Source organism: Mycobacterium sp. (assembly GCF_052145595.1).
Lineage (GTDB): Bacteria > Actinomycetota > Actinomycetes > Mycobacteriales > Mycobacteriaceae > Mycobacterium.
Genome location: NZ_JBKQOI010000142.1, coordinates 1 through 20,775, shown reverse-complemented (window position 1 = coordinate 20,775; position 20,775 = coordinate 1). Strand labels below are relative to the sequence as shown.

General features: G+C 66.9%; 20 protein-coding genes and 1 pseudogene. 11 read left to right on the top strand and 10 right to left on the bottom strand.

Annotated features, from left to right (window positions below):
• Positions 1-71 precede the first annotated feature (71 nt).
• From ACLP4W_RS12750 to ACLP4W_RS12740, 3 genes are read right to left on the bottom strand one after another with little or no spacing between them, the layout of a single operon-like run.
• On the bottom strand, positions 72-1,241 hold the full coding sequence (locus ACLP4W_RS12750; RefSeq protein WP_442386484.1) for a M20 family metallopeptidase: 1,170 nt from the start codon (positions 1,239-1,241) through the stop codon (positions 72-74).
• Positions 1,238-2,428: an amidohydrolase gene (locus tag ACLP4W_RS12745; RefSeq protein WP_442386483.1), complete on the bottom strand. Its 1,191-nt coding sequence runs from the start codon at positions 2,426-2,428 to the stop codon at positions 1,238-1,240. Before ACLP4W_RS12745 ends, ACLP4W_RS12750 begins: the two co-directional genes overlap by 4 nt.
• Before the next feature lie 35 nt (positions 2,429-2,463).
• Positions 2,464-3,081, bottom strand: a complete 618-nt coding sequence (locus tag ACLP4W_RS12740; RefSeq protein ID WP_442386530.1) for a cutinase family protein — start codon at positions 3,079-3,081, stop codon at positions 2,464-2,466.
• A 118-nt stretch (positions 3,082-3,199) separates the two neighbouring features.
• Between ACLP4W_RS12740 and ACLP4W_RS12735 the strand changes: the two genes are divergently transcribed.
• Positions 3,200-4,009, top strand: a complete 810-nt coding sequence (locus tag ACLP4W_RS12735) for a purine-nucleoside phosphorylase (protein ID WP_442386482.1) — start codon at positions 3,200-3,202, stop codon at positions 4,007-4,009.
• Between the two features lie 5 nt (positions 4,010-4,014).
• Positions 4,015-5,595 (top strand): phospho-sugar mutase, encoded by a 1,581-nt coding sequence (locus ACLP4W_RS12730; protein ID WP_442386481.1) that lies wholly within the window; start codon positions 4,015-4,017, stop codon positions 5,593-5,595.
• A gap of 5 nt (positions 5,596-5,600) precedes the next feature.
• Here the strand turns inward: ACLP4W_RS12730 and upp are convergent, their stop codons facing one another.
• Complete coding sequence (gene upp, locus ACLP4W_RS12725) at positions 5,601-6,224, bottom strand: uracil phosphoribosyltransferase (RefSeq protein WP_442386480.1); 624 nt, start codon at positions 6,222-6,224, stop codon at positions 5,601-5,603.
• A 143-nt stretch (positions 6,225-6,367) separates the two neighbouring features.
• Between upp and ACLP4W_RS12720 the strand changes: the two genes are divergently transcribed.
• The 3 genes from ACLP4W_RS12720 (at position 6,368) to ACLP4W_RS12710 (ending at position 9,686) form a co-directional block, all read left to right on the top strand.
• Positions 6,368-7,231: an alkaline phosphatase family protein gene (locus ACLP4W_RS12720; RefSeq protein ID WP_442386479.1), complete on the top strand. Its 864-nt coding sequence runs from the start codon at positions 6,368-6,370 to the stop codon at positions 7,229-7,231.
• 49 nt (positions 7,232-7,280) lie between these two features.
• A complete protein-coding gene (gene satS / locus ACLP4W_RS12715) occupies positions 7,281-8,612 on the top strand; it encodes a protein export chaperone SatS (RefSeq protein WP_442386478.1) in 1,332 nt (443 codons plus the stop codon).
• Positions 8,613-8,702: 90 nt separating this feature from the next.
• Positions 8,703-9,686 (top strand): VWA domain-containing protein, encoded by a 984-nt coding sequence (locus ACLP4W_RS12710; RefSeq protein ID WP_442386477.1) that lies wholly within the window; start codon positions 8,703-8,705, stop codon positions 9,684-9,686.
• A 4-nt stretch (positions 9,687-9,690) separates the two neighbouring features.
• Here ACLP4W_RS12710 and ACLP4W_RS12705 read toward each other — a convergent pair whose 3' ends face one another.
• Positions 9,691-10,698, bottom strand: coding sequence for a VWA domain-containing protein (locus tag ACLP4W_RS12705; protein ID WP_442386476.1), 1,008 nt, complete (start codon positions 10,696-10,698; stop codon positions 9,691-9,693).
• 57 nt (positions 10,699-10,755) lie between these two features.
• On the bottom strand, positions 10,756-11,790 hold the full coding sequence (locus ACLP4W_RS12700) for a cupin (protein WP_442386475.1): 1,035 nt from the start codon (positions 11,788-11,790) through the stop codon (positions 10,756-10,758).
• A 156-nt stretch (positions 11,791-11,946) separates the two neighbouring features.
• On the opposite strand from ACLP4W_RS12700, the gene ACLP4W_RS12695 reads away from it, so the two are divergent.
• The gene (locus ACLP4W_RS12695; RefSeq protein WP_442386474.1) at positions 11,947-12,657 is read left to right on the top strand and encodes a GntR family transcriptional regulator; all 711 of its coding nucleotides are present in this window, start codon (positions 11,947-11,949) and stop codon (positions 12,655-12,657) included.
• 411 nt (positions 12,658-13,068) lie between these two features.
• On the opposite strand, the gene ACLP4W_RS12690 is transcribed toward ACLP4W_RS12695, so the two are convergent.
• Genes ACLP4W_RS12690 through ACLP4W_RS12680 form a run of 3 tightly spaced genes read right to left on the bottom strand, consistent with a single transcriptional unit; the run spans position 13,069 to position 15,835 of the window.
• A complete protein-coding gene (locus ACLP4W_RS12690) occupies positions 13,069-14,157 on the bottom strand; it encodes an adenosine deaminase (RefSeq protein WP_442386473.1) in 1,089 nt (362 codons plus the stop codon).
• Entirely contained in the window at positions 14,154-15,440 is a 1,287-nt protein-coding gene (locus ACLP4W_RS12685) for a thymidine phosphorylase (protein ID WP_442386472.1), read from the bottom strand. Before ACLP4W_RS12685 ends, ACLP4W_RS12690 begins: the two co-directional genes overlap by 4 nt.
• Complete coding sequence (locus tag ACLP4W_RS12680) at positions 15,437-15,835, bottom strand: cytidine deaminase (protein ID WP_442386471.1); 399 nt, start codon at positions 15,833-15,835, stop codon at positions 15,437-15,439. The genes ACLP4W_RS12685 and ACLP4W_RS12680 overlap by 4 nt, the downstream gene beginning before the upstream one ends.
• A 243-nt stretch (positions 15,836-16,078) precedes the next feature.
• On the opposite strand from ACLP4W_RS12680, the gene sdhC reads away from it, so the two are divergent.
• The 5 genes and pseudogenes from sdhC to ACLP4W_RS12655 all read left to right on the top strand — a co-directional run.
• Complete coding sequence (gene sdhC / locus ACLP4W_RS12675) at positions 16,079-16,417, top strand: succinate dehydrogenase, cytochrome b556 subunit (protein ID WP_442386529.1); 339 nt, start codon at positions 16,079-16,081, stop codon at positions 16,415-16,417.
• Complete coding sequence (locus ACLP4W_RS12670; protein ID WP_442386470.1) at positions 16,414-16,881, top strand: succinate dehydrogenase hydrophobic membrane anchor subunit; 468 nt, start codon at positions 16,414-16,416, stop codon at positions 16,879-16,881. The genes sdhC and ACLP4W_RS12670 overlap by 4 nt, the downstream gene beginning before the upstream one ends.
• Positions 16,882-16,892: 11 nt before the next feature.
• The gene (gene sdhA, locus ACLP4W_RS12665; RefSeq protein WP_442386469.1) at positions 16,893-18,647 is read left to right on the top strand and encodes a succinate dehydrogenase flavoprotein subunit; all 1,755 of its coding nucleotides are present in this window, start codon (positions 16,893-16,895) and stop codon (positions 18,645-18,647) included.
• A complete protein-coding gene (locus ACLP4W_RS12660; RefSeq protein WP_442386468.1) occupies positions 18,647-19,462 on the top strand; it encodes a succinate dehydrogenase iron-sulfur subunit in 816 nt (271 codons plus the stop codon). The genes sdhA and ACLP4W_RS12660 overlap by 1 nt, the downstream gene beginning before the upstream one ends.
• A 169-nt stretch (positions 19,463-19,631) precedes the next feature.
• Positions 19,632-20,240 (top strand): annotated as a pseudogene (locus ACLP4W_RS12655) (carboxymuconolactone decarboxylase family protein); the annotation flags it as partial.
• A 225-nt stretch (positions 20,241-20,465) separates the two neighbouring features.
• On the opposite strand, the gene ACLP4W_RS12650 reads toward ACLP4W_RS12655, so the two are convergent.
• Positions 20,466-20,624: a hypothetical protein gene (locus ACLP4W_RS12650; protein ID WP_442386467.1), complete on the bottom strand. Its 159-nt coding sequence runs from the start codon at positions 20,622-20,624 to the stop codon at positions 20,466-20,468.
• Between the last annotated feature and the right edge of the window lie 151 nt (positions 20,625-20,775).

Sequence of the window (20,775 nt, the reverse complement as noted above, 5' to 3'; positions counted from 1 at the left end):
CCGAGCGTGCGCAGAATGCCGCGCAACCCGGCGCGTCGTCGTACAAACACGCACGCTCGCGCCAAAGGCAACTAGAACAGGGCCGACTGCCCGACGATGTTGACCATCACGCGCAGTCCGATCGCCAGGGCCCGTTCGTCGAGGTCGAACGTCGGCTGGTGCAGGTCCAACTGCGGTCCCTCGCCCGACCAGACGCCCAATCGCCCCATTGCGCCGGGGATCTCCTCCAAATACCAGGAGAAGTCCTCACCGCCGCCGGACTGTCGGGTATCGGCCAGCACATCCGGACCGAGGGCGTCGATCGCGTGGGTGAGGATGTGGGTCGAGACCTCCTCGTTGACCACCGGTGGCACGCCGCGGTGGTAGCGCAGCGTGTGCTCGATCGCCAACGGCGACAGCAGCGCGGTCACGGCCTCCCGGATGATCTCCTCGAGGGAGACCCAGGTCTGCCGGCTGGCGGTGCGCACGGTGCCGGACAGCACGCCGGTCTGCGGAATGGCGTTGGCGGCCACGCCCGCATTGACCGCGCCCCACACCAACACGGTGCTGTTGCGCGGGTCGATGCGGCGCGACAGCACCCCCGGCACCCCGGTGATCAGCGTGCCGAGCCCGTAGACCAGGTCGGCGGTCAGGTGCGGCCGCGACGTATGCCCACCCGGCGAATAGAGCGTGATCTCTATCGAGTCGGCCGCCGAGGTGATGGGGCCCTGCCTCACCGCGACCCTGCCGACCGCAAGGTGAGGATCGCAGTGCAGGGCGAAGATCCGCGACACCCCGGTTATCGCGCCGGCGGCGACGGCGTCGATCGCGCCGCCCGGCATCAGCTCCTCGGCGGCCTGGAAGATCAGCCGCACCCCGACGGGCAGCTCCGGCACCGACGCCAGCGCCAGCGCCGTGCCCAGCAGGATTGCGGTGTGCGCGTCGTGCCCGCAGGCGTGCGCGACGTTCGGCATGGTGGAGGCATAGGGGGCGCCGGTTCGCTCGGCCATGGGCAGCGCGTCCATGTCGGCCCGCAGCGCGATCCTCGGCTCGTGGTCGGGGCCCATATCGCAGATCAGCCCGGTTCCGCCGGGTAACACCTTTGGGTTCAGCCCCGCGTCGGCCAACCGCTCGGCGACGAACTGGGTGGTGGCGTACTCCTGCCGGCCCAACTCCGGATAGCGGTGGATGTGGCGCCGCCATTCGACCAGGTCCTCGTGGTGTGTGGCCAACCATGATTCGGCGGTGTCGACGAGGCTCATGCTTGTGCTCCGCTGTGCCTGCGCTGCTGCGCAGCAACGACTCGGTCGCGTTGGTCGGGGGTCTGGGCCAGCTGAACAACCGTGCGCGCCAGCATGATCGCGCCGTCGACGACCGCGCGGTCGGCGCTGGGGCCGGCGGCGGCAGCGGCGAAGGCGCGCTGGTGCACGGTGGCGCCGCCAGCGTCGACCGCGATCACCGGATGGATCCCCGGCAGCACTTGCGTCACGTTGCCCATATCGGTGCTACCCATGGGATGCCTCGCCTCAACCTCGGGCGCCACCGGCTCGCGTCCGAGTCGGCGCATCTCCTCCCGAAAAACGTCGGCCAGCCACTGGTCGGGTTTGAGTTCCGCGTATGCCGGCGCGGGGGTGTTGATTTCGTATTCGCAGCCGGCGGCCAGTGCGCCTGCGGCAAAGCAGGCAAACATCCTGCCCTCCAGCTCTCGCAGCGAATCCGACTCGACCGCCCTCATCGCGTACTGCAGCGTCGCGTGGCCGGGGATGACGTTGACCGCCTGTCCCCCGTTGGTGACGATCCCGTGGACCAATTGACCCGGCGCCAGCTGCTGCCGCAGCACCCCGATGGCCACCTGCGCGACGGTCACCGCGTCGGCGGCGTTGATCCCCAGATGCGGCGCGACGGCGGCGTGCGATTCCTTGCCGCGGTAGTCCACGGTCACTTCGGACAATGCCAGCGAGCGGGCCGCGGCGATGTCGGTCGGCCCAGGATGGACCATCACCGCAACGGCGACGTCGTCGAACGTCCCGGCCTGCAGCAGCAGCGCTTTGCCACCGCCGGCCTCCTCGGCGGGAGTTCCCAGCAGCGCCACCGTTAGCCCCAAGTCGTCGGCGACCTCGGCCAGCGCCAGCGCGGCGCCCACCGCCGACGCCGCAATGATGTTGTGTCCGCACGCGTGCCCGATCTCGGGCAGCGCGTCGTATTCGGCGCATACCCCGACGACCAGCGGTCCGCTGCCGAAGTCGCCGCGGAAGGCGGTGTCCAAACCCCCGGCCCGCGCAGTGATCTCAAATCCGCGTTCGGCGAGCAACGCCTGAGTCTTGGCGCAGCTGAGATGCTCCGCGAACGCCAGTTCGGGCTCGGCGTGGATGGCGTGGGACAACCCGACAAGGTCGGCGCCGCGTCGCCGCACAACGTCCTCGACGCTGTCTAACAGGGCTGTGGGCACTCTCGCAGTATGTCACCGAAGCGCGGCGGCGATGGCTACACCAGTCCGGCGACGAATCCGGCCGCCTGGCCGGGGTAGGGCGGTGCCTCGTAGTCGTGGTGCGCATCCCGATCGCGACCGCCGACGACGCAGATCGGATCACCGGGGCTGCACAGGTCGATGGCTCGGCCGGCGAACAGACCTGTCGACGACAGGGGCGTGTTGAAGCGGTTCCCGGGATTGCCGAACACCGCAACCGCGGCAACCTTGCCGGCCAGACCGGGATCCAGCGCGGGAGCCGATCCGAAGTTGCCGATGGTGTTGCCGAGGGGCGGCACCCCCGCGAGCATCGAGACCGCGGCGGCGCCCTGCGAGAAGCCACCGAGCACCAGCCGCGTCGCCGGGCACTGGTCGGCCATCTGCGCGATGTGATCGCGCGCGTCGTTGGCTCCGTCGCCGGTGGTCAGGAAGTTATAGCTGGCCGGATAGTTCACCGGATAAGCCTCGATGGTGCGCGAGCCGAGGGCGGGCTGCAGCGCGGCGAACAGCGCATTGCCCACGGCGCCCAGGCCGGGCGGCTCGGCGGTACCGCGGGCGAAGACGAGTTGGACATCGGGACACCCATCGGCTCGCGCCGTCGCTGCCCGCCCGCTCGTGATCGTGACCGCAGACACCACGACAGCTACGGCCACGCCAACAGCCGGCCACCAACGAAGACTCATACGGCAGATCCTCACATATCCCTGCGCTCACCTCCGCGGCGCTAAGCCGTCCCGGCTAAGCTCGCCGACTGTGAGCGACCCGGCGCCCGACCCCGCCGACGGACTCGCGCGCCGCGCCGCGCGGGCCATCGCCGAGCTCACCGGGATCGGCGAGCACGACGTCGCCCTCGTTCTCGGCTCGGGATGGTCGCCGGCGGTCGAAGCGTTCGGCCCCCCCACCGTCGTGCTGCCCCAGGCCGAACTGCCAGGGTTTCGGCCGCCAAGCGCCGCGGGTCATGCCGGTGAGCTGCTGTCGGTGCGCATCGGGCAGCATCGGGTGCTGGTGCTGGTCGGGCGCGTGCATGCCTACGAGGGGCATGACCTGGCCCACGTCGTGCACCCGGTACGGGCGGCGTGCGCGGCGGGGGCGCGCATCGTCGTGCTCACCAATGCGGCGGGCGGACTGCGCCCGGACATGGCGGTCGGCCAGCCGGTGCTGATCAGCGACCACCTGAACCTGACCGCGCGCTCGCCCTTGGTCGGCGCGCGGTTCGTGGACCTTACCGACGCCTACGCACCGCGGTTGCGCGAACTCGCCCGCCGGGCCGACCCCGAGCTGACCGAAGGCGTCTACGCCGGCCTGCCGGGACCGCACTACGAGACGCCCGCGGAGATCCGGATGCTGCGGATGTTGGGCGCCGACATGGTGGGCATGTCGACGGTGCACGAGACCATCGCGGCCCGGGCGGCCGGCGCCGAGGTGCTGGGTGTGTCGCTGGTAACGAACCTGGCCGCCGGGATCACCGGCCAGCCGCTCAGCCACGCCGAGGTGCTTGCCACCGGGGCCGCCTCGGCAAACCGGATGGGCGCCCTGCTGGCCGACGTCGTAGCCCGGCTCTGAACGACGTGACGCCCGAGCAGTGGATCGCCCACGATCCCGACCCGAAGACGGCCGCCGAACTCGCCGCTTGTGGTCCCGACGAGCTTGCGGCGCGGTTCTCTCGCCCGCTCACCTTCGGCACCGCGGGCTTGCGCGGTCCGGTGCGCGGCGGCCCGGACGCGATGAACGTCGCCGTGGTGTCGCGCGCGACGTGGGCGGTGGCACGCGTGTTGACCGATCGCGGACTGGCCGGCTCGTGGGTGATCGTCGGGCGCGATGCGCGGCACGGCTCGGCGGTCTTCGCGACTGTGACGGCTGAAGTTCTTGCCGCCGAAGGCTTTTCGGTGCTGTTGCTGCCGGGCCCGGTGCCCACGCCGGTGGTCGCATTTGCGGTACGCCACACCGGTGCCGCCGCCGGGATCCAGATCACGGCGTCACACAACCCGCCTGGCGACAACGGCTACAAGGTCTACCTCGACGGCGGCATCCAGATCGTTTCACCCACCGACCGCGAGATCGAAACCGCGATGGCCGGCGCTCCCTTCGCCGACCAGATCACCAGGAAACCCGTCGAACCCACCGACGCCGGCCTGGTCGAGCGCTACATCGAGCGTGCGGCCGGGGTACGCCGCTCCGCCGGTTCGGTGCGGGTGGCCGTGACGCCGCTGCACGGGGTGGGCGGCGCGGTGGCCGTCGAGACGCTGCGCCGCGCCGGTTTCGTCTGCCACACGGTCGGGGCCCAGTTCGCGCCGGACCCCGACTTCCCCACCGTCGCCTTCCCAAACCCCGAGGAGCCCGGCGCCACCGACGCGCTGCTCGCCCTGGCCGAAGATGTCGGGGCGGACGTGGCGATCGCGCTGGATCCCGACGCCGACCGGTGCGCGGTCGGGATACCCACCGGAGCGGGGTGGCGGATGCTGTCCGGTGACGAAACCGGTTGGCTGCTAGGCGATTATATTTTGTCTCACGGGCAACACGGCGCGACCGAAGTGGTGGCGAGCACCGTGGTGTCGTCGCGGATGCTGGCGGCAATCGCCGCGCACCACGGCGCAACCCACGTCGAGACCCGCACCGGCTTCAAGTGGCTGGCGCGCGCCGATTCGAGCGTGCCCGGCGGCACCCTGGCGTACGCCTACGAGGAAGCGATCGGGCACTGCGTCGACCCGGACGCCGTGCGCGACAAGGACGGCATCAGCGCCGCGGTACTGGTGTGCGATCTGGTGGCCACGCTGAAGAAGCAGGGTCGTTCGGTGCCTGACGCGCTCGACGACCTGGCCCGGCGATATGGCGTGCACGACGTCGCCGCGGTGTCGCGTCGGGTCGCCGGCGCCCACGAGGCTGCCGAGCTGATGCGGCGGCTACGGGCGGCCCCGCCGAGTCGGCTGGCCGGGTTCGCCGCGGCCACCACCGATATCACTGACGCACTGATCTTCACCGGCGGTGACGATGAAACGTCGGTCAGGGTGGTCGTTCGGCCCTCGGGAACCGAGCCGAAATTGAAGTGCTACTTGGAAGTTCGCTGCGCGACGACCGAGAACCTGCGGTCCGCCCGGCGGCGGGCCGGCGCGCTGCGCGACGAGCTGATCTCGGCGGTGCGAAGCTGGTAAGCCGGCTAGCGGGGCCCGAACTGGCGGTCGCCCGCGTCGCCGAGACCCGGCACGATATAGGCGATCTCGTTGAGCCCGTCGTCGACGGCCACGGTGAACAGCCGCGCGTTTGGCGCCGCCTTCTCAAGCGCCGCAATGCCTTCCGGCGCAGCCACCGCACACAACACTGTGATGTCCACCGCGCCCCGGCGGTGCAGTAGACCGATCGTGTGCTTCATCGACCCACCGGTGGCCAGCATGGGATCGAGGACCACCACCGGCAGGTCAGCCAAGTCGTCGGGCAGCGACTCGAGATACCCGCTCGCCTGGTGGGTTTCCTCGTCGCGCGCGACGCCGACGAATCCGACTCTGGCCTCCGGCAACAGCGTGAGCGCCTGGTCGACCATGCCCAGTCCGGCGCGCAGCACCGGCACCAAAAGTGGTGGGTTGGCCAGTCGCACTCCGAGCGTCTTCGCCAGCGGCGTGTGAATCGGAAAAGTCTCGCGGGCGGCGTCGCGGGTGGCCTCGTAAACCAGCATCAGGGTCAGGTCGCACAACGCGGCACGGAAGGCGGCCTTGTCGGTGCGCTCGTCGCGCAGCGTAGTCAGCCGGGCGACCGCAAGCGGGTGATCAACGACGTGCACCTCCACGGGGTTTGACCCTATATAACAATTCGGCTCCGTTTACCTAAAGCCCTGTTGACACGCCCGCGTCGGCGCCGTCGGCGTGCCGAATCCGCCCATACACTCCTCGAGTGCTGAGCCGAACCAACGGTCGAACAACGCTGATACGCATGGCCTGTCGAACCCTCCGGCTGGCGGGCGCGGCGGCGTTGACGGGACTGCTGGCCACCCCGTTGGTCCCTCGGGTGAGCCTTGCGGCGGCCGCGATTCCGCAGCCCGCGCACGTCGTAATCGTGGTGGAAGAGAACCGTTCTGAGGGCAACATCATCGGCAACAAGTCGGCTCCCTTCATCACGGCGTTGGCCACCCACGGCGCAAACATGGTCCAGTCGTTCGCCGAAACACATCCCAGCGAGCCCAACTATTTGGCGCTGTTTTCCGGCAGCACACTGGGAGTAACCAAGGACTTGTGCCCGGTCAACGGCGGCGCCACGCCCAACCTGGCTTCCGAATTGCTGGCCGCCGGTTACACGTTCGTCGGTTACGCCGAAGGCCTGCCCGCGGTCGGCTCAACGGTTTGCAGTGCGGGCAAGTACGCACGCAAGCACGTGCCCTGGGCCAACTTCAGCAATGTGCCGCCGACGAGCTCGGTTCCGTTCTCCGCATTCCCGTCAGTCAACGGGGGCAGCTTTGCCGACCTGCCGACCGTGTCGTTCGTCATTCCCAACAACGACGACAACATGCACGACGGGTCGATCGCGCAGGGCGACGCCTGGCTCAGCCGCGAGCTGTCGGGATACGCCAACTGGGCGGTCACCAACAACAGCCTGCTCATCGTGACCTGGGACGAGGACGACGGCGGCCCCCGCAACCAGATCCCGACGGTGATCTACGGCGCGCATGTGCAACCGGGCAGCTACAGCGAGCCGATCAGCCACTACAACGTGCTTTCCACGTGTGAGCAGATGTACGGGTTACCCAAGACGGGGAACGCGGTGAACGCTGCCCCTATCGCAACGATTTGGGCCGGATAGCCGCTACCGGGGCCGGGCACCTTCGCCGTCCGTCGCTATTGTGTGCCGCATGGTTGCTGACCTCGTGCCCATCCGCCTGAGCCTGTCCGCCGGTGATCGCTACACCGTATGGGCACCCCGCTGGCGCGACGCCGGAGACGAGTGGGAGGCGTTTCTGGGCAAGGACGAGGACCTCTACGTCTTCGACACCGTCGCCGACCTGGTCGCGTTCGTGCGTTCGGACGCCGACAACGATCTGGTCGACCACCCGGCGTGGACGGACCTGACCTCGGCGCACGCGCACGACCTCGAGCCCGCCGAGGACAGGCGGTTCGATCTGGTCACTGTCGAGGAGCTGGTGTCGGAGAAGCCGACCGAGGAGTCGGTGCAGGCGCTGGCGGCCGCGCTGGCGATCGTGTCGTCCATCGGATCGGTGTGCGAACTGGCGGCGGTGTCGAAGTTCTTCAACGGCAACCCCAATCTGGGCACGGTATCCGGCGGCATCGACCACTTCACCGGGAAAGCCGGTCAGAAACGCTGGAATTCGATCGCGGAGGTCATCGGACGAACCTGGGACGACGTGCTCGGCGCAATCGAGCGGATCATCAGCACTCCCGAGGTCGATGAGGCGTTGTCGGCCAAGGCCGCCGACGAACTGGCCGAAGAGCCCCCCGAAGAGCCTGAGCAAGAAGACGCAGAAGACGAGCCGGACGGCGAGCAGGCCTCGGAAGAGGGCTCGGAAGAGGCCCCGGAAGAGTCCGCGGAGGACGAGGCCGACGAAGACACCGAAGAAGACGAAGGCACCGAAGAAGAGGAGGTCCACGCGGCCGGTGACACCGTTGTGCTCGGCAGCGACAAGGATTTCTGGGTTCAGGTGGGCATCGACCCGATTCGTATCATGACCAGCTCCGGCACGTTCTACACGCTGCGCTGCTACCTGGACGATCGCCCGATCTTCCTGGGCCGCAACGGGCGGATCAGCGTCTTCGGCTCCGAGCGTGCGCTGGCCCGCTACCTGGCCGACGAGCACGACCATGACCTGGCCGCTTTGAGCACCTACGACGACATCCGCACCGCCGCAACCGACGGCTCGCTGGCGGTCGAGGTCACCGACGACAACATCTACGTGCTCAGTGGGCTGGGCGACGACTTCGCCGACGGGCCGGACGCGGTGGATCGCGAGCAGCTCGAGTTGGCCGTCGAGCTGCTCCACGATATTGGCGACTACTCCGAGGAGAGCACGATAGACAAGGCGCTCGACACGGGCCGGCCCCTGGGCAAGCTGGTGGCCTACGTGCTGGAACCCGGCTCGGTCGGCAAGCCCACACCCCCGTACTCCGCGGTGGTACGGGAGTGGGAGAAATTGGAGCAATTCGTCGATGGGCGGCTCAGGCGCGAATAGCACGGCGTTTGACGCGCCATCGAGACTCCTCTTTACTGGCGGCAGCATCCGCCGTTGGTCAATGGGCGGGCGAACCGGAAGGTGAGGTAGGTGTCGCTTCCCGGGATCGGCCCATTACCCCTGTACGGGTTTCAACGGCCGGGCATGTTGCTGTTCGGCTTGATCCCGCTGGCTCTCCTCGCCATCTATGTCCTCGTCCAGATTCGACGCCGGCGCCGCCTGCGCCGGTTTACCGATGCGGACGTGCCGCAGTCGGTGTGGCGGCACGTTCCGATCGTCGTGTCGCTGCTCTGCCTGGTCCTGTTGACCATTGCGCTGGCCACCCCCACTCACGACATGCGCATACCGCGCAACCGCGCCGTCATCATGCTGGTCATCGACATGTCGCAGTCCATGCGGGCAACCGATGTCGACCCCAACCGGCTCAAGGCGGCCGAGCTGGCGGCCAGCCAGTTCGCCAGTCAGCTGACGCCGGGCATCAATCTCGGACTGGTCGGATTTGCCGGAACGCCCTACCTGTTGGTGCCGCCGACGCCGCAGCATCAGGCGACCCTTGATGCCCTCAAGAAGCTCGACTTTGCCGACGGCACGGCCACCGGTGAGGCCATCTTTACCGCCCTGCATGCGATCGGAGCCTCGGCCGTTGCCGGTGGGGACACTCCGCCTCCGGCCCGCATCGTGCTTCTTTCCGACGGCGGCGAAAACAAGCCGTCCGATCCCAGCGACCCGCACGATGGCGCCTATACCGCCTCCCGCCTGGCCAAGGATCAGGGAGTGCCCATCTCGACGATCTCGTTCGGCACGAAGACGGGCGAGATCGAGCTCGACGGGCAGCGAGTCGCCGTCCCGGTTTCGACGGACCAGATGAAGACGATCGCACGGCTATCGGGCGGGCAGTCGTATTCCGCCACCAACGTCGCCGAACTCAACAAGAGCTATAACGCCATCGAAAACGAGATCGGGTATCGCATCGTGCCCGGTCCGGGCAGCGCCGGGTGGCTGCGCCTCGGTGTCATCACGGCCCTGATCGCGACGGCGCTGGCGCTGTTGATCCACCGGCGACTCCCGACTTGATCGCTTAGGAAGGCAGCCTGCTGTTCAGCAACAGACCGGCCAATATGGCGCCGGCCAGCACGACGGCACCGAGCAGCATCCAGGCGAGGCTGGCGTCGCCCTTCACGGTTTCGTAGCCGATCTGGCGCTGCAGCGTCGAGTAGACGCTTTCCAGCGATTCCAGGCTGTCGGCGTGAAACGCCTGGCCGTCGGTGATTTCGCAGATTTTCTGCAGCGTTTGGTCGTCCACCGGAACCGGGATGTTGGCGCCCTCGTACTCAACGGTGCCGTAGGGCGTACCGAACGAGATCGTCGATATCTGCACGCCCTGATCCTTGGCGGCGCGAGCCGCGGTGAACGCCCCCTCCGGCGCGTTCGGGTCAAGCGGCACGTTCTCGGCCCCATCGGATTCCAGCACGATCCGAGCGGGTGGTGGACCGTCGCCGCCGCCCATCACCGAACCGACCGTGGCTATCGCCTGCAGCGCGGTGAAAATGCCTTCTCCCGTCGCGGTCTTCGGGGCCGGCTGCAAGCTGTCGATCGCCGCTTTGACGGCGTCGCGGTTGGTCGTCGGAGCGACCAACAGCGTCGCGTTAGCCGCGAATGCCACCAGCCCCAGGTTGATGGCCGGGGTGAGCTCGCCGGCGAATTTCTTGCCGGCATCCTTGGCCGCGGCCAGCCGCGTCGGGGGGACATCGTTGGAAGCCATGGATTCCGAGATATCGATGACCAGCATCACGACCGCGCGGTTGAGCGGGATCCGGATATCGGACGTCGGCCCCGCCATGGCGGTGGTCAGCAGCACCAGCGACGTGGCAAGCAGGATCGTGGGCACGTGCCGCCAGCGACGCGAGCGATTCGGCGCGACGCGCTCCAGCACTTCCATGTTGGCGAACCGCAACACCCGCCGACGCCGTGCGAATTGCAGCGCGACATAGATTCCTATCACCAGCAGCACGATCAGCAGGAATAGGAAAAACCAGGCGTTCTTAAAGCCCGCGAGCGACACGGGGCCCAGCAGGGGCAGCTTCATGTCCAGCCACAGTATTCGTCGAATGCGAACGCTGCAGGGCCCGGTGTCGCGGCGGGGTCAGCCGGCGACCAGATCGCGGCGCTGGGTGAACTTGATGTCGAGGCTGCGCAGGTAAGTCTGCAACCCCGCGTCCTGGACGGGAATCAGGTGTGCCGCCTGGTCGGTCTCGTTGAAGTGGGCGTGCCACATGCCTGGCGGCGTGGTGAACGCACCGCCTGCCTGCCAGTCCACCCTGATCGGGTCGACGATGTTGCCGCGCTCATCGAGACGAGTCCCCAGCAAGGTGTAACAGCCGCTGGGTGGCGCGTCGAGGATCAGATCCAGTGCGACCGACTGGTGCCGGTGCGGGCGCTGCTCCTGATTGGCAGGTAGCACACCGAACATGGCCCACAGGACGTGAGTGATGGTCAGCGTCTGCTCTTGGTTCTCGTTGGCCAGCAGCACGCTGACCCGGCTCTTCTCGTTGGCACCCGGACGGGAGGCGATCTCCTCCAGCTTGGAGACCACATCCGAGCGGCGGAACTTGGTCGCCCGGAACCGTGGCTCGCGCGCCTTGGCACCGAGATAGCGCAGCAGCGGCTCGTCATGCACCCAGTACATGGCCGCCTCGGAGTCGGCGTAGAACACCGAACGAGCGCCGGCCGGCAGGGTCAGGAAGTCGCCCTTTTCCCATTTGATCAGCCGACCGTTCACCGCCGCGAAGCCCCGCCCGTAGAGCACGTAGTACAGCTGCGAGGTGGCGTTCGGGCTGGTGTCGATCTGCTCGCCGGCGCGGATGCGCAGGAAGTTGGCCAGTAGCGCGGGGCTGGTCGCGGCCCCGGTCTTGATGCCGAGGTCTTTGGACAGATCCATCGGGACCACGCTGGTCGGCGCGTCCATGTAGACCTCGGGGCCGAACTGGGTGATCGGAACCTGCGGCGCGTATCCCGAGCCGATCGGGTTGGCGGCCTTCGAGTACTCGAAGTAGCGCGCGTCGTCGGCCCAGTCCGCAAAGCGGCCCTCGAACCCGAACTCTGCAACGTTGGTCATCGGCGCCGGAACCGTCGGATCCAGGTTCACGACCGCTGACTTTTCGGGGCTCACGGTGGACATTTCATATCTCCATTTCCGCTCAGGTGCGTCTTATATCTAAATCGTATCTATCTTGTATCTCAGTGACAACCGCGGCCGGATACGCCAACCGCGCGCAGCGCCGGGGTACCGTCATGAACACAGTTGGGATACGACTTAGCTACAAGGAAGGACGTTGTGGCCGCTGAGAGGACCGACCCACGACCGGGCACGGCCAAGGACCGCGCCCTGGAGTACGTCAAGGACCAAGTACTCACCGGCGCGTTTCCCGGCGGCGAACTGATCAGCGAGGGTGACGTCGCCGCCGCGCTGGGGATGTCGCGCACCCCGGTGCGTGAGGCGTTCCTGCGATTAGAGGCCGAAGGGCTGCTCCGGCTCTATCCGCAGCGCGGGGCTTTAGTCGTCCCGGTTTCTCCGGACGAGGCCCGCGCGGTCATCGAGGCCCGACTGCTCCTGGAACGGTTCGCGGCGACCAAGGTGGTGCAGCGCGGCCCCGCCGCCTGTGCCGCGGTGTTCGAGCGGCTGACGGGCGAGCTGAAACGACAGCGCGATGCCGCGGAGACAAGCGACTGGCGCGAATTCTTGGACGCCGACCGCGCGTTCCACTCCGTCACCCTCGAAGAGTCGGGCAACGTGATCCTGACCGGTTTCTACTCGTCACTGCGTGACCGGCAGATGCGGATGATCGGCGAATCGGCACTGCGCAATCCGGATCGGATGACGACGATCATGGACGAGCATCGCGATATCGCCGAAGCGCTGCGCGACGGCGATCTCGAACGCACGCTGCGGGCCGTGCAGACCCACCTCGCCGGCACGGTGCGCGCCATTGGCCTCGCCGTCGACCCGTTGTCTCTCGACCTCATGCCGCCTCCGCCGTCAGGTTGAAGTCGTTGACCCTGCGGAAGGCGGTGCGGTTGCCAGCGAAATCGGATATTTTGCAAGCAATTACGACGTCCGCGCCACTCAAATTCACATGCCTACCGTCTCGGCTGCCGGTGAACCTGGTCCATGCCGGCCAACCTATCTACCGGGCACACCGCGAATCCGTGAACCCCAAAATGCCAGTGCTGAAAACAGCACCGCCCTCGTCAACCTGCCACTCGCTGTGCTGTTGATCACCGGCGCAGTACAAATCCTGCGACTGACAGCGACACGGCTGTGGTTCCTCGACCCTGAGACGCCGGCTTAGCGCCTGCCGTTGGTGCCGTAGCCGGGCACGCGCAGCCCTGGGCGTTCTGAAACGTCTTTCGCGTATCCGGATTCACGACGCCGGCGCGATGACGAGTCGGCGCCGAGCTAGCCGATCAACACGGCAAACCGCGGCTTGATCACCTCATCGATGATCGCCAGGCGCTCGTCGAACGGGATGAAGGCCGACTTCATCGCGTTGATGGTGAAGCGCTCCAGGTCGCTCCACCCGTAGCCGAACGCCTCCACCAATCGGAACATTTCCAGGCTCATCGAGGTGTCGCTCATCAGCCGGTTGTCGGTGTTGACGGTTACCCGGAACCGCGTCCGGGCCAGCAGATCAAACGGGTGGTCGGCGATGCTTTTCACCGCGCCGGTCTGCACGTTCGAGCTGGGGCACAGCTCTAGCGGAATTCGCTTGTCCCGCAGGATAGAAGCCAACCTGCCCAGCCGGACGCCACCACCTTCCACCAGGTCGATGTCGTCGACGATCCGCACCCCATGGCCCAGCCGGTCGGCACCGCAGAAGGCGATCGCCTCGTGGATGGAGGGCAGCCCGAACGCCTCACCAGCGTGAATAGTGAAGCGCGCGTTGTGGTCTCGCATGTACTCGAAGGCGTCCAGGTGCCGCGTCGGTGGGTTGCCGGCCTCGGCGCCCGCGATGTCGAATCCGACCACTCCCTTGTCCCGGAATCGGATCGCCAGCTCGGCGATCTCGCGGGAAACCGCGGCATGCCGCATCGCGGTGACCAAGAGGCGCACCACTATGGGACGGCCCGCGGCCGCGCAGGCTTTCTCGCCGTCGGCGAAACCCGCCAGCACACTATCGACGATCTCGTCGAACGACAGCCCACGGTCGATGTGCAGCTCGGGGGCGAATCGCACCTCGGCATAGACCACCGAATCGGCGGCCAGGTCTTCCACGCACTCGTAGGCGACGCGGTGCAGTGAATCGGGCGTCTGCATCACCGACACGGTGTGCGAAAACGGCTCCAGGTAGCGCTCCAGCGAGCCGCTGTGCGACTGGGTGCGGAACCACTTCGCCAGCTCGTCGGCGTCGGTGGTGGGCAGCCCGTCGTAACCGGTCTGCCCGGCGATGTCGATCACGGTCGCCGGGCGCAGCCCACCGTCGAGGTGATCGTGCAGCAGGGCCTTCGGCGCTTTCTTGATCTGCGACAGATCCAGTGGTGTCGTCACTTGGCGATCCGATCGATGATCAGTGGCCTTGAAACCGGCGGTGTGTCGCCGACACTCCAGCCGCCGTCCAGCTCGGCCATCGCGGCGCCGAAGCGTTCGGGGGTATCGGTGTACAGGGTGAATAACGGCTCACCGGCCGCGACCGGCTCTCCGGGACGTCGGTGGATCCTGACACCGGCACCCAACTGCACCGCTACGCCCGGACGGGATCTACCCGCGCCGAGCCGCCAAGCTGCCAGCCCCACTGCCATCGCGTCGATATCGCCCATTGTGCCGCCCCGGCTGGCGGTCACGGTCTCGGTATGCGTACCGATCGGCAACGGTACCGACAAATCACCGCCCTGCGCCGCGATGAGCTGGCGAAACCGGTCCATCGCGGTGCCGTCGCGCAGCGTCTGGGCTGGATCGCGGTCGTCGATCCCGGCGAGCTCGAGCATCTCGGTGGCCAGCCGCAGAGTCAGTTCCACCACGTCGAACGGCCCGCCGCCGGCCAGCACCTCCAGGGACTCGGCAACCTCGAGCGCATTGCCGACGGTCATGCCCAGCGGGCAGTTCATATCCGTCAGGAGCGCGTGCGTGGGCACCCCGTGCGCTGCGCCCAACTCGACCATGGTGTGCGCAAGCTCGCGGCACTGCACCTCAGAGGCCATCAGCGCGCCGGAACCGACTTTCACGTCGAGCACCAGCGCGCCCGCCCCTTCGGCGAGCTTCTTGCTCATCACCGAGCTGGCGATCAGCGGCAGCGACTCGACGGTGCCGGTGACATCGCGCAGCGCGTAGAGCTTGGCGTCGGCCGGTGCGAGCTCGCCGGCGGCGAAGATCGCCGCGCCGACATCACGGAGTTGGTCGCGCACTCGCCGGTTGGACAGCTGCGCGGTGAACCCGGCAATGGATTCCAGCTTGTCCAGGGTGCCGCCGGTGTGCCCGAGCCCCCTGCCCGATGCCTGGGGCACCGCCGCGCCGCAGGCGACGACGACGGGCACCAACGGCAGGGTGATTTTGTCTCCGACCCCGCCGGTCGAGTGCTTGTCCACGGTGGCCAAGCGCAGATCGCTGAAATCCAACCGTTCACCGGACGCCAGCATCGCCGCCGTCCACCTGGCGATCTCGCCACGGTCCATGCCGCGCAACACAATCGCCATCAACAGTGCCGACATCTGTTCGTCGGCGACCCGGCCGTCGGTATACGCGTCGATGACCCAGTCGATGGCGGCATCGGACAACCGGCCGCCGTCGCGCTTGGTCTTGATCACCGTCGGCGCATCGAATGCGAAGCCCGTCAAGAACGCTCCCTCGGAAGGTCGGCGCTGAAAGCATCGGGCAGCAGGTCGTCGAGCCTGCGGGGCCCGGCCGGATGGTCGATCAGCAAATCGGGGCCACCATGCTCGAACAGCAGTTGACGACATCGCCCGCACGGCATCAGCAGGGATCCCTGCCCGTCCACACACACCAGCGCGACCAGCCGACCACCGCCGGTCGAATGTAGGGCGCACACCACACCACACTCGGCGCAGAGACCAAGACCATATGAGACGTTCTCCACATTGCATCCGGTGACCACGCGGCCGTCGTCGACCAACGCGGCCGCGCCCACCGGAAATCGCGAATACGGCGCATAGGCTCCCGCAGCCGCGCGGATTGCCTTGTCCCGCAGCATAGTCCAATCGACATCAGGCATATCGCAACCCCGCTTCCCGATGGGCCGAATTGAGGGACCCACCCTAACTCTGACACGACAGTTCGCCGCCGGACTGTTCGGCGCAAGCCGCAACCGGCCGAGATAGGCTGGACTGCCCGGCTCGAGTGTCGTTCTAAGTACGAGAAGGCGGTGAGGACTGGGGTGAGTACGACCGCGGATCCTGCAACAGCACCATCGCGCAAGCGGCGGCCACCGCGAACCCTGTATCGGGGAGACCCCGGCATGTGGTCGTGGGTGCTGCATCGCATCTCCGGCGCGACGATCTTTTTCTTCCTGTTCGTCCACGTCCTGGACGCCGCGATGCTGCGGGTGAGCCCGCAGACCTACAACGCGGTGGTAGGCGACTACAAAACCCCGATCGTCGGCCTCATGGAATTCGGTCTGGTCGCCGCCGTGCTCTTCCACGCGCTGAACGGGATCCGGGTCATCTTGATCGACTTCTGGTCGGACGGCCCCCGCTACCAGCGGCTGATGCTGTGGATTATCGGTGTGGTCTACCTGCTGCTCATGGTCCCGGTGGTGGTGGTACTCGGCATCCACATGATGGAGCACTTCCGATGAGCAGCCCCGACCTGCAACTCCACCGGGGCCAGCTGGCACCGGCCAAGCAGCGCAGCCACGACCGCCCCGCCAGCCTGGACAATCCCCGCTCCCCGCGGCGCCGCGCCGGCATGCCCAACTTCGAGAAGTTCGCCTGGCTGTTCATGCGATTTTCCGGGGTCGTGCTGGTGTTCCTGGCGATCGGACACCTGTTCGTGATGCTGATGTGGGACAACGGCGTCTACCGCATCGACTTCAACTACGTGGCGCAGCGCTGGACTTCGCCGTTCTGGCAGACCTGGGACCTGTCACTGTTGTGGCTTGCGGAATTGCATGGCGGCAACGGGTTGCGCACCATCATCGACGACTACAGCCGCAAAGACAGCACCCGATTCTGGCTGAACTCACTGCTGGCGTTGTCGATGCTGTTCACGCTGATGCTGGGGACCTACGTGGTGATGACATTCGACCCGAACATCTCGTGAAAGGCGACCCCGTGATCCAGCAACACCGATACGACGTGGTGATCGTCGGCGCGGGCGGTGCCGGGATGCGGGCGGCGGTGGAGGCGGGTCCGCGCGTCCGTACCGCAGTGTTGACCAAGCTGTATCCCACCCGCAGCCACACCGGCGCCGCCCAGGGCGGGATGTGCGCCGCGCTGGCCAATGTCGAAGACGACAACTGGGAATGGCACACGTTCGACACCGTCAAGGGCGGCGACTATCTCGCGGACCAAGACGCCGTGGAGATCATGTGCAAGGAAGCCATCGACGCGGTGCTCGACCTGGAGAAGATGGGGATGCCATTCAACCGCACCCCCGAGGGCCGCATCGACCAGCGCCGCTTCGGCGGACACACCCGCGACCACGGCAAGGCCCCGGTGCGCCGGGCCTGTTACGCTGCCGACCGCACCGGCCACATGATCCTGCAGACGCTCTACCAGAACTGCGTCAAGCACGACGTGCAGTTCTTCAACGAGTTCTACGCTCTCGACCTGGCTCTCACCCAGACCCCAGGCGGCCCGGTGGCCACCGGAGTGGTCGCCTACGAGCTGGCCACCGGTGACATCCACGTCTTCCACGCCAAGGCCGTCGTGATCGCGACCGGCGGTTCGGGCCGGATGTACAAGACGACCTCCAACGCGCACACGCTGACCGGCGACGGCATCGGCATCGTATTCCGCAAGGGGCTTCCGTTGGAGGACATGGAGTTTCACCAATTCCATCCGACCGGCCTGGCCGGCCTGGGCATCTTGATCTCCGAAGCTGTGCGTGGTGAGGGCGGCCGATTGCTCAACGGTGAGGGCGAGCGCTTCATGGAGCGCTACGCACCGACGATCGTCGACCTGGCACCGCGTGACATCGTCTCCCGCTCGATGGTGCTGGAGGTCTTGGAGGGCCGCGGCGCCGGCCCGCACAAGGACTACGTCTACATCGACGTGCGACACCTCGGCGAGGATGTGCTAGAGGCCAAGCTGCCCGACATCACCGAGTTCGCCCGCACCTACTTGGGCGTGGACCCGGTGCACGAGCTCGTCCCGGTTTACCCGACGTGTCATTACGTGATGGGGGGCATCCCGACGACCGTCACCGGACAGGTGTTGCGGGACAACACTTCGGTCGTCCCCGGCCTGTACGCGGCCGGCGAGTGCGCGTGCGTGTCAGTGCACGGCGCCAACCGACTGGGCACCAATTCGCTGTTGGATATCAACGTCTTCGGGCGGCGGGCCGGCATCGCCGCCGCCAACTACGGAAGAGGACACGACTTCGTCGACATGCCGCCAGACCCGGCGGCAATGGTCGTCGGCTGGGTGGGCGACATCCTCTCCGAGCACGGCGACGAGCGCGTCGCCGACATCCGCAACGCGCTGCAGCAGTCGATGGACAACAACGCCGCGGTGTTCCGCACCGAGGAGACGCTGAAGCAGGCGCTCACCGACATCCACGCTCTGAAGGAACGATATTCCCGAATCACCATGCACGACAAAGGAAAACGTTTCAACAGCGACCTGCTGGAAGCCATCGAGCTCGGCTTCTTGCTGGAGCTGGCCGAGGTCACAGTGGTCGGCGCTTTGAACCGCAAGGAGTCCCGCGGCGGCCACGCCCGCGAGGATTATCCGAACCGCGACGACACCAACTACATGCGCCACACCATGGCCTACAAGCAGGGCGCCGATCTGCTGAGCGACATCGCGCTGGACTTCAAGCCCGTCGTGCAGACCCGCTACGAACCCAAGGAACGGAAGTACTGATGGCCGAGGGCGAGACTCGCCAACCAGCGGGGGCGCCGGGGCCGGAGAGGCCCCTCCCGCCCATCCCCGAGGGCGCGGTGATGGTGACGGTGAAGATCGCGCGGTTCAATCCCGACCAGCCCGAGGCCTTCGCGAAAACCGGTGGCTGGCAGAGCTTCCGGGTACCCTGCTTGCCCAGCGACAGGATGCTGAACCTGTTGATCTACATCAAGAGCTATCTCGACGGGACGCTGACCTTCCGGCGGTCCTGCGCCCATGGCGTGTGCGGGTCGGACGCCATGCGCATCAACGGCGTCAACCGGCTGGCCTGCAAGGTGCTGATGCGCGACCTGCTGCCACAAAAGCCGAAAAAGCCCGGAAAAGGACTGACCATCACGGTCGAACCGATCCGCGGGCTGCCGGTGGAGAAGGACCTGGTGGTCGACATGGAGCCGTTCTTCGACGCCTACCGCGCGATCAAGCCCTACCTGATCACCAGCGGCAATCCCCCGACGCGAGAACGCATCCAGAGCCCGACCGACCGCGCCCGCTACGACGACACCACCAAGTGCATCCTGTGTGCGTGCTGCACCACCAGCTGCCCGGTGTTCTGGAGCGAGGGCAGCTACTACGGCCCGGCCGCGATCGTCAACGCGCACCGCTTCATCTTCGATAGCCGTGACGAGGGCGCCGGTGAGCGCCTCGACATCCTCAACGAGGTCGACGGGGTGTGGCGGTGCCGGACGACGTTCAACTGCACCGAGTCGTGCCCGCGTGGCATCGAGGTGACCAAGGCGATCCAAGAGGTCAAGCGCGCGATAATGTTCTCGCGCTAAGTGGGCTTGGGCTTGGCGGCCCCGGGCAACATCCGGCACAGGAGCACCGTGCCGCCATCACCACACGATCCGCGAATGCGATATTGCGTGTGATATCGCATTCGAAAGTCACTTATCGCCGCGAGCTACGCGCCGCTGCGCGGGATTTCTGGCTTCTTGGGATGGCCCGTCACACCTTCGGGGGCCGTCTCGTCTGATGGGTATGACACAGACAACCCGCATCGAGCCCCTGCCACCGAAGCGCGCCGGCCTGCTGACCCGCGTCATGTACCGGGTCGCCAAGCGGCGCTACGGCCAAGTTCCCGAACCCTTCACCGTCGCCGCGCATCACCGGAAGTTGATGGTCGCCGGCGCCGTGCACGAGACCATGATCGACCGCGCGTCGAAAACGCTGCCCCGCAACGTGCGTCAACTCGCGGTGTTCTGGACCGCGCGCGCGATCGGCTGCTCGTGGTGCGTCGACTTCGGGTCCATGCTGCAGCGCCTGGATGGCCTCGACATCAAGCGGCTCGCAGAGATCGACGACTACGCAACGTCTCCTGCGTTCACCGAGGACGAGCGCGCCGCGATCCGCTACGCCGACGCGATGACCACCGATCCGCACGCCGTCACCGACGAGCAGGTCGCCGACCTGCGGGCCCGCTTCGGCGACACCGGAGTGATCGAGCTGACCTATCAGATCGGCGTCGAGAACATGCGCGCGCGAATGAACACCGCGCTGGGCATCACCGAGCAGGGCTTCAATTCCGGTGATGCCTGCCGCGTTCCCTGGGGTTAGCGAACCAAGCGAGCCTTAAGCGCGGATCCAGTTGTGCCGGCAGTGTTTACGCGCATCGCAGTGTGGGCATTCGTGGACGAACACGTCGCGAAATTGTAGAGGTTCGAATTGAGCGCAATGCGACGCCGAGTTCGCCGAGCACGACCTGCAGGACGGTGCGTCCGCCGCGCCTGGGTGCGGCGGTGAAGATGGCCCCGTTGTCGGTGAATACGGCCGCGAATTTGCCTACTGGTTGAAGGCGTCGGTGAACACATCGACGACGTCGTGGCTTGAGACGGTGGGTCGGGAGCGGCTGGCGATGGCCAGCCGGGAGTGGTCGTCGATCAGGTTGAGGATCTCCACCGCTAGCTGCGCCACATCCCGAGACGTGAACTTCGCCCGCATGGTAACGTTCGCCAGCTAACGCTAGGCCCTACCGTGTAGCACCGCGACCCACCACTCCGTCCGAAGCAGGCGATTATGGCCAATATAGTGCTTCTCAATCCTCGCTTCGAGCTGTCTTACTGGGGCGTCCAACACGCACTTCCGCTGTTTG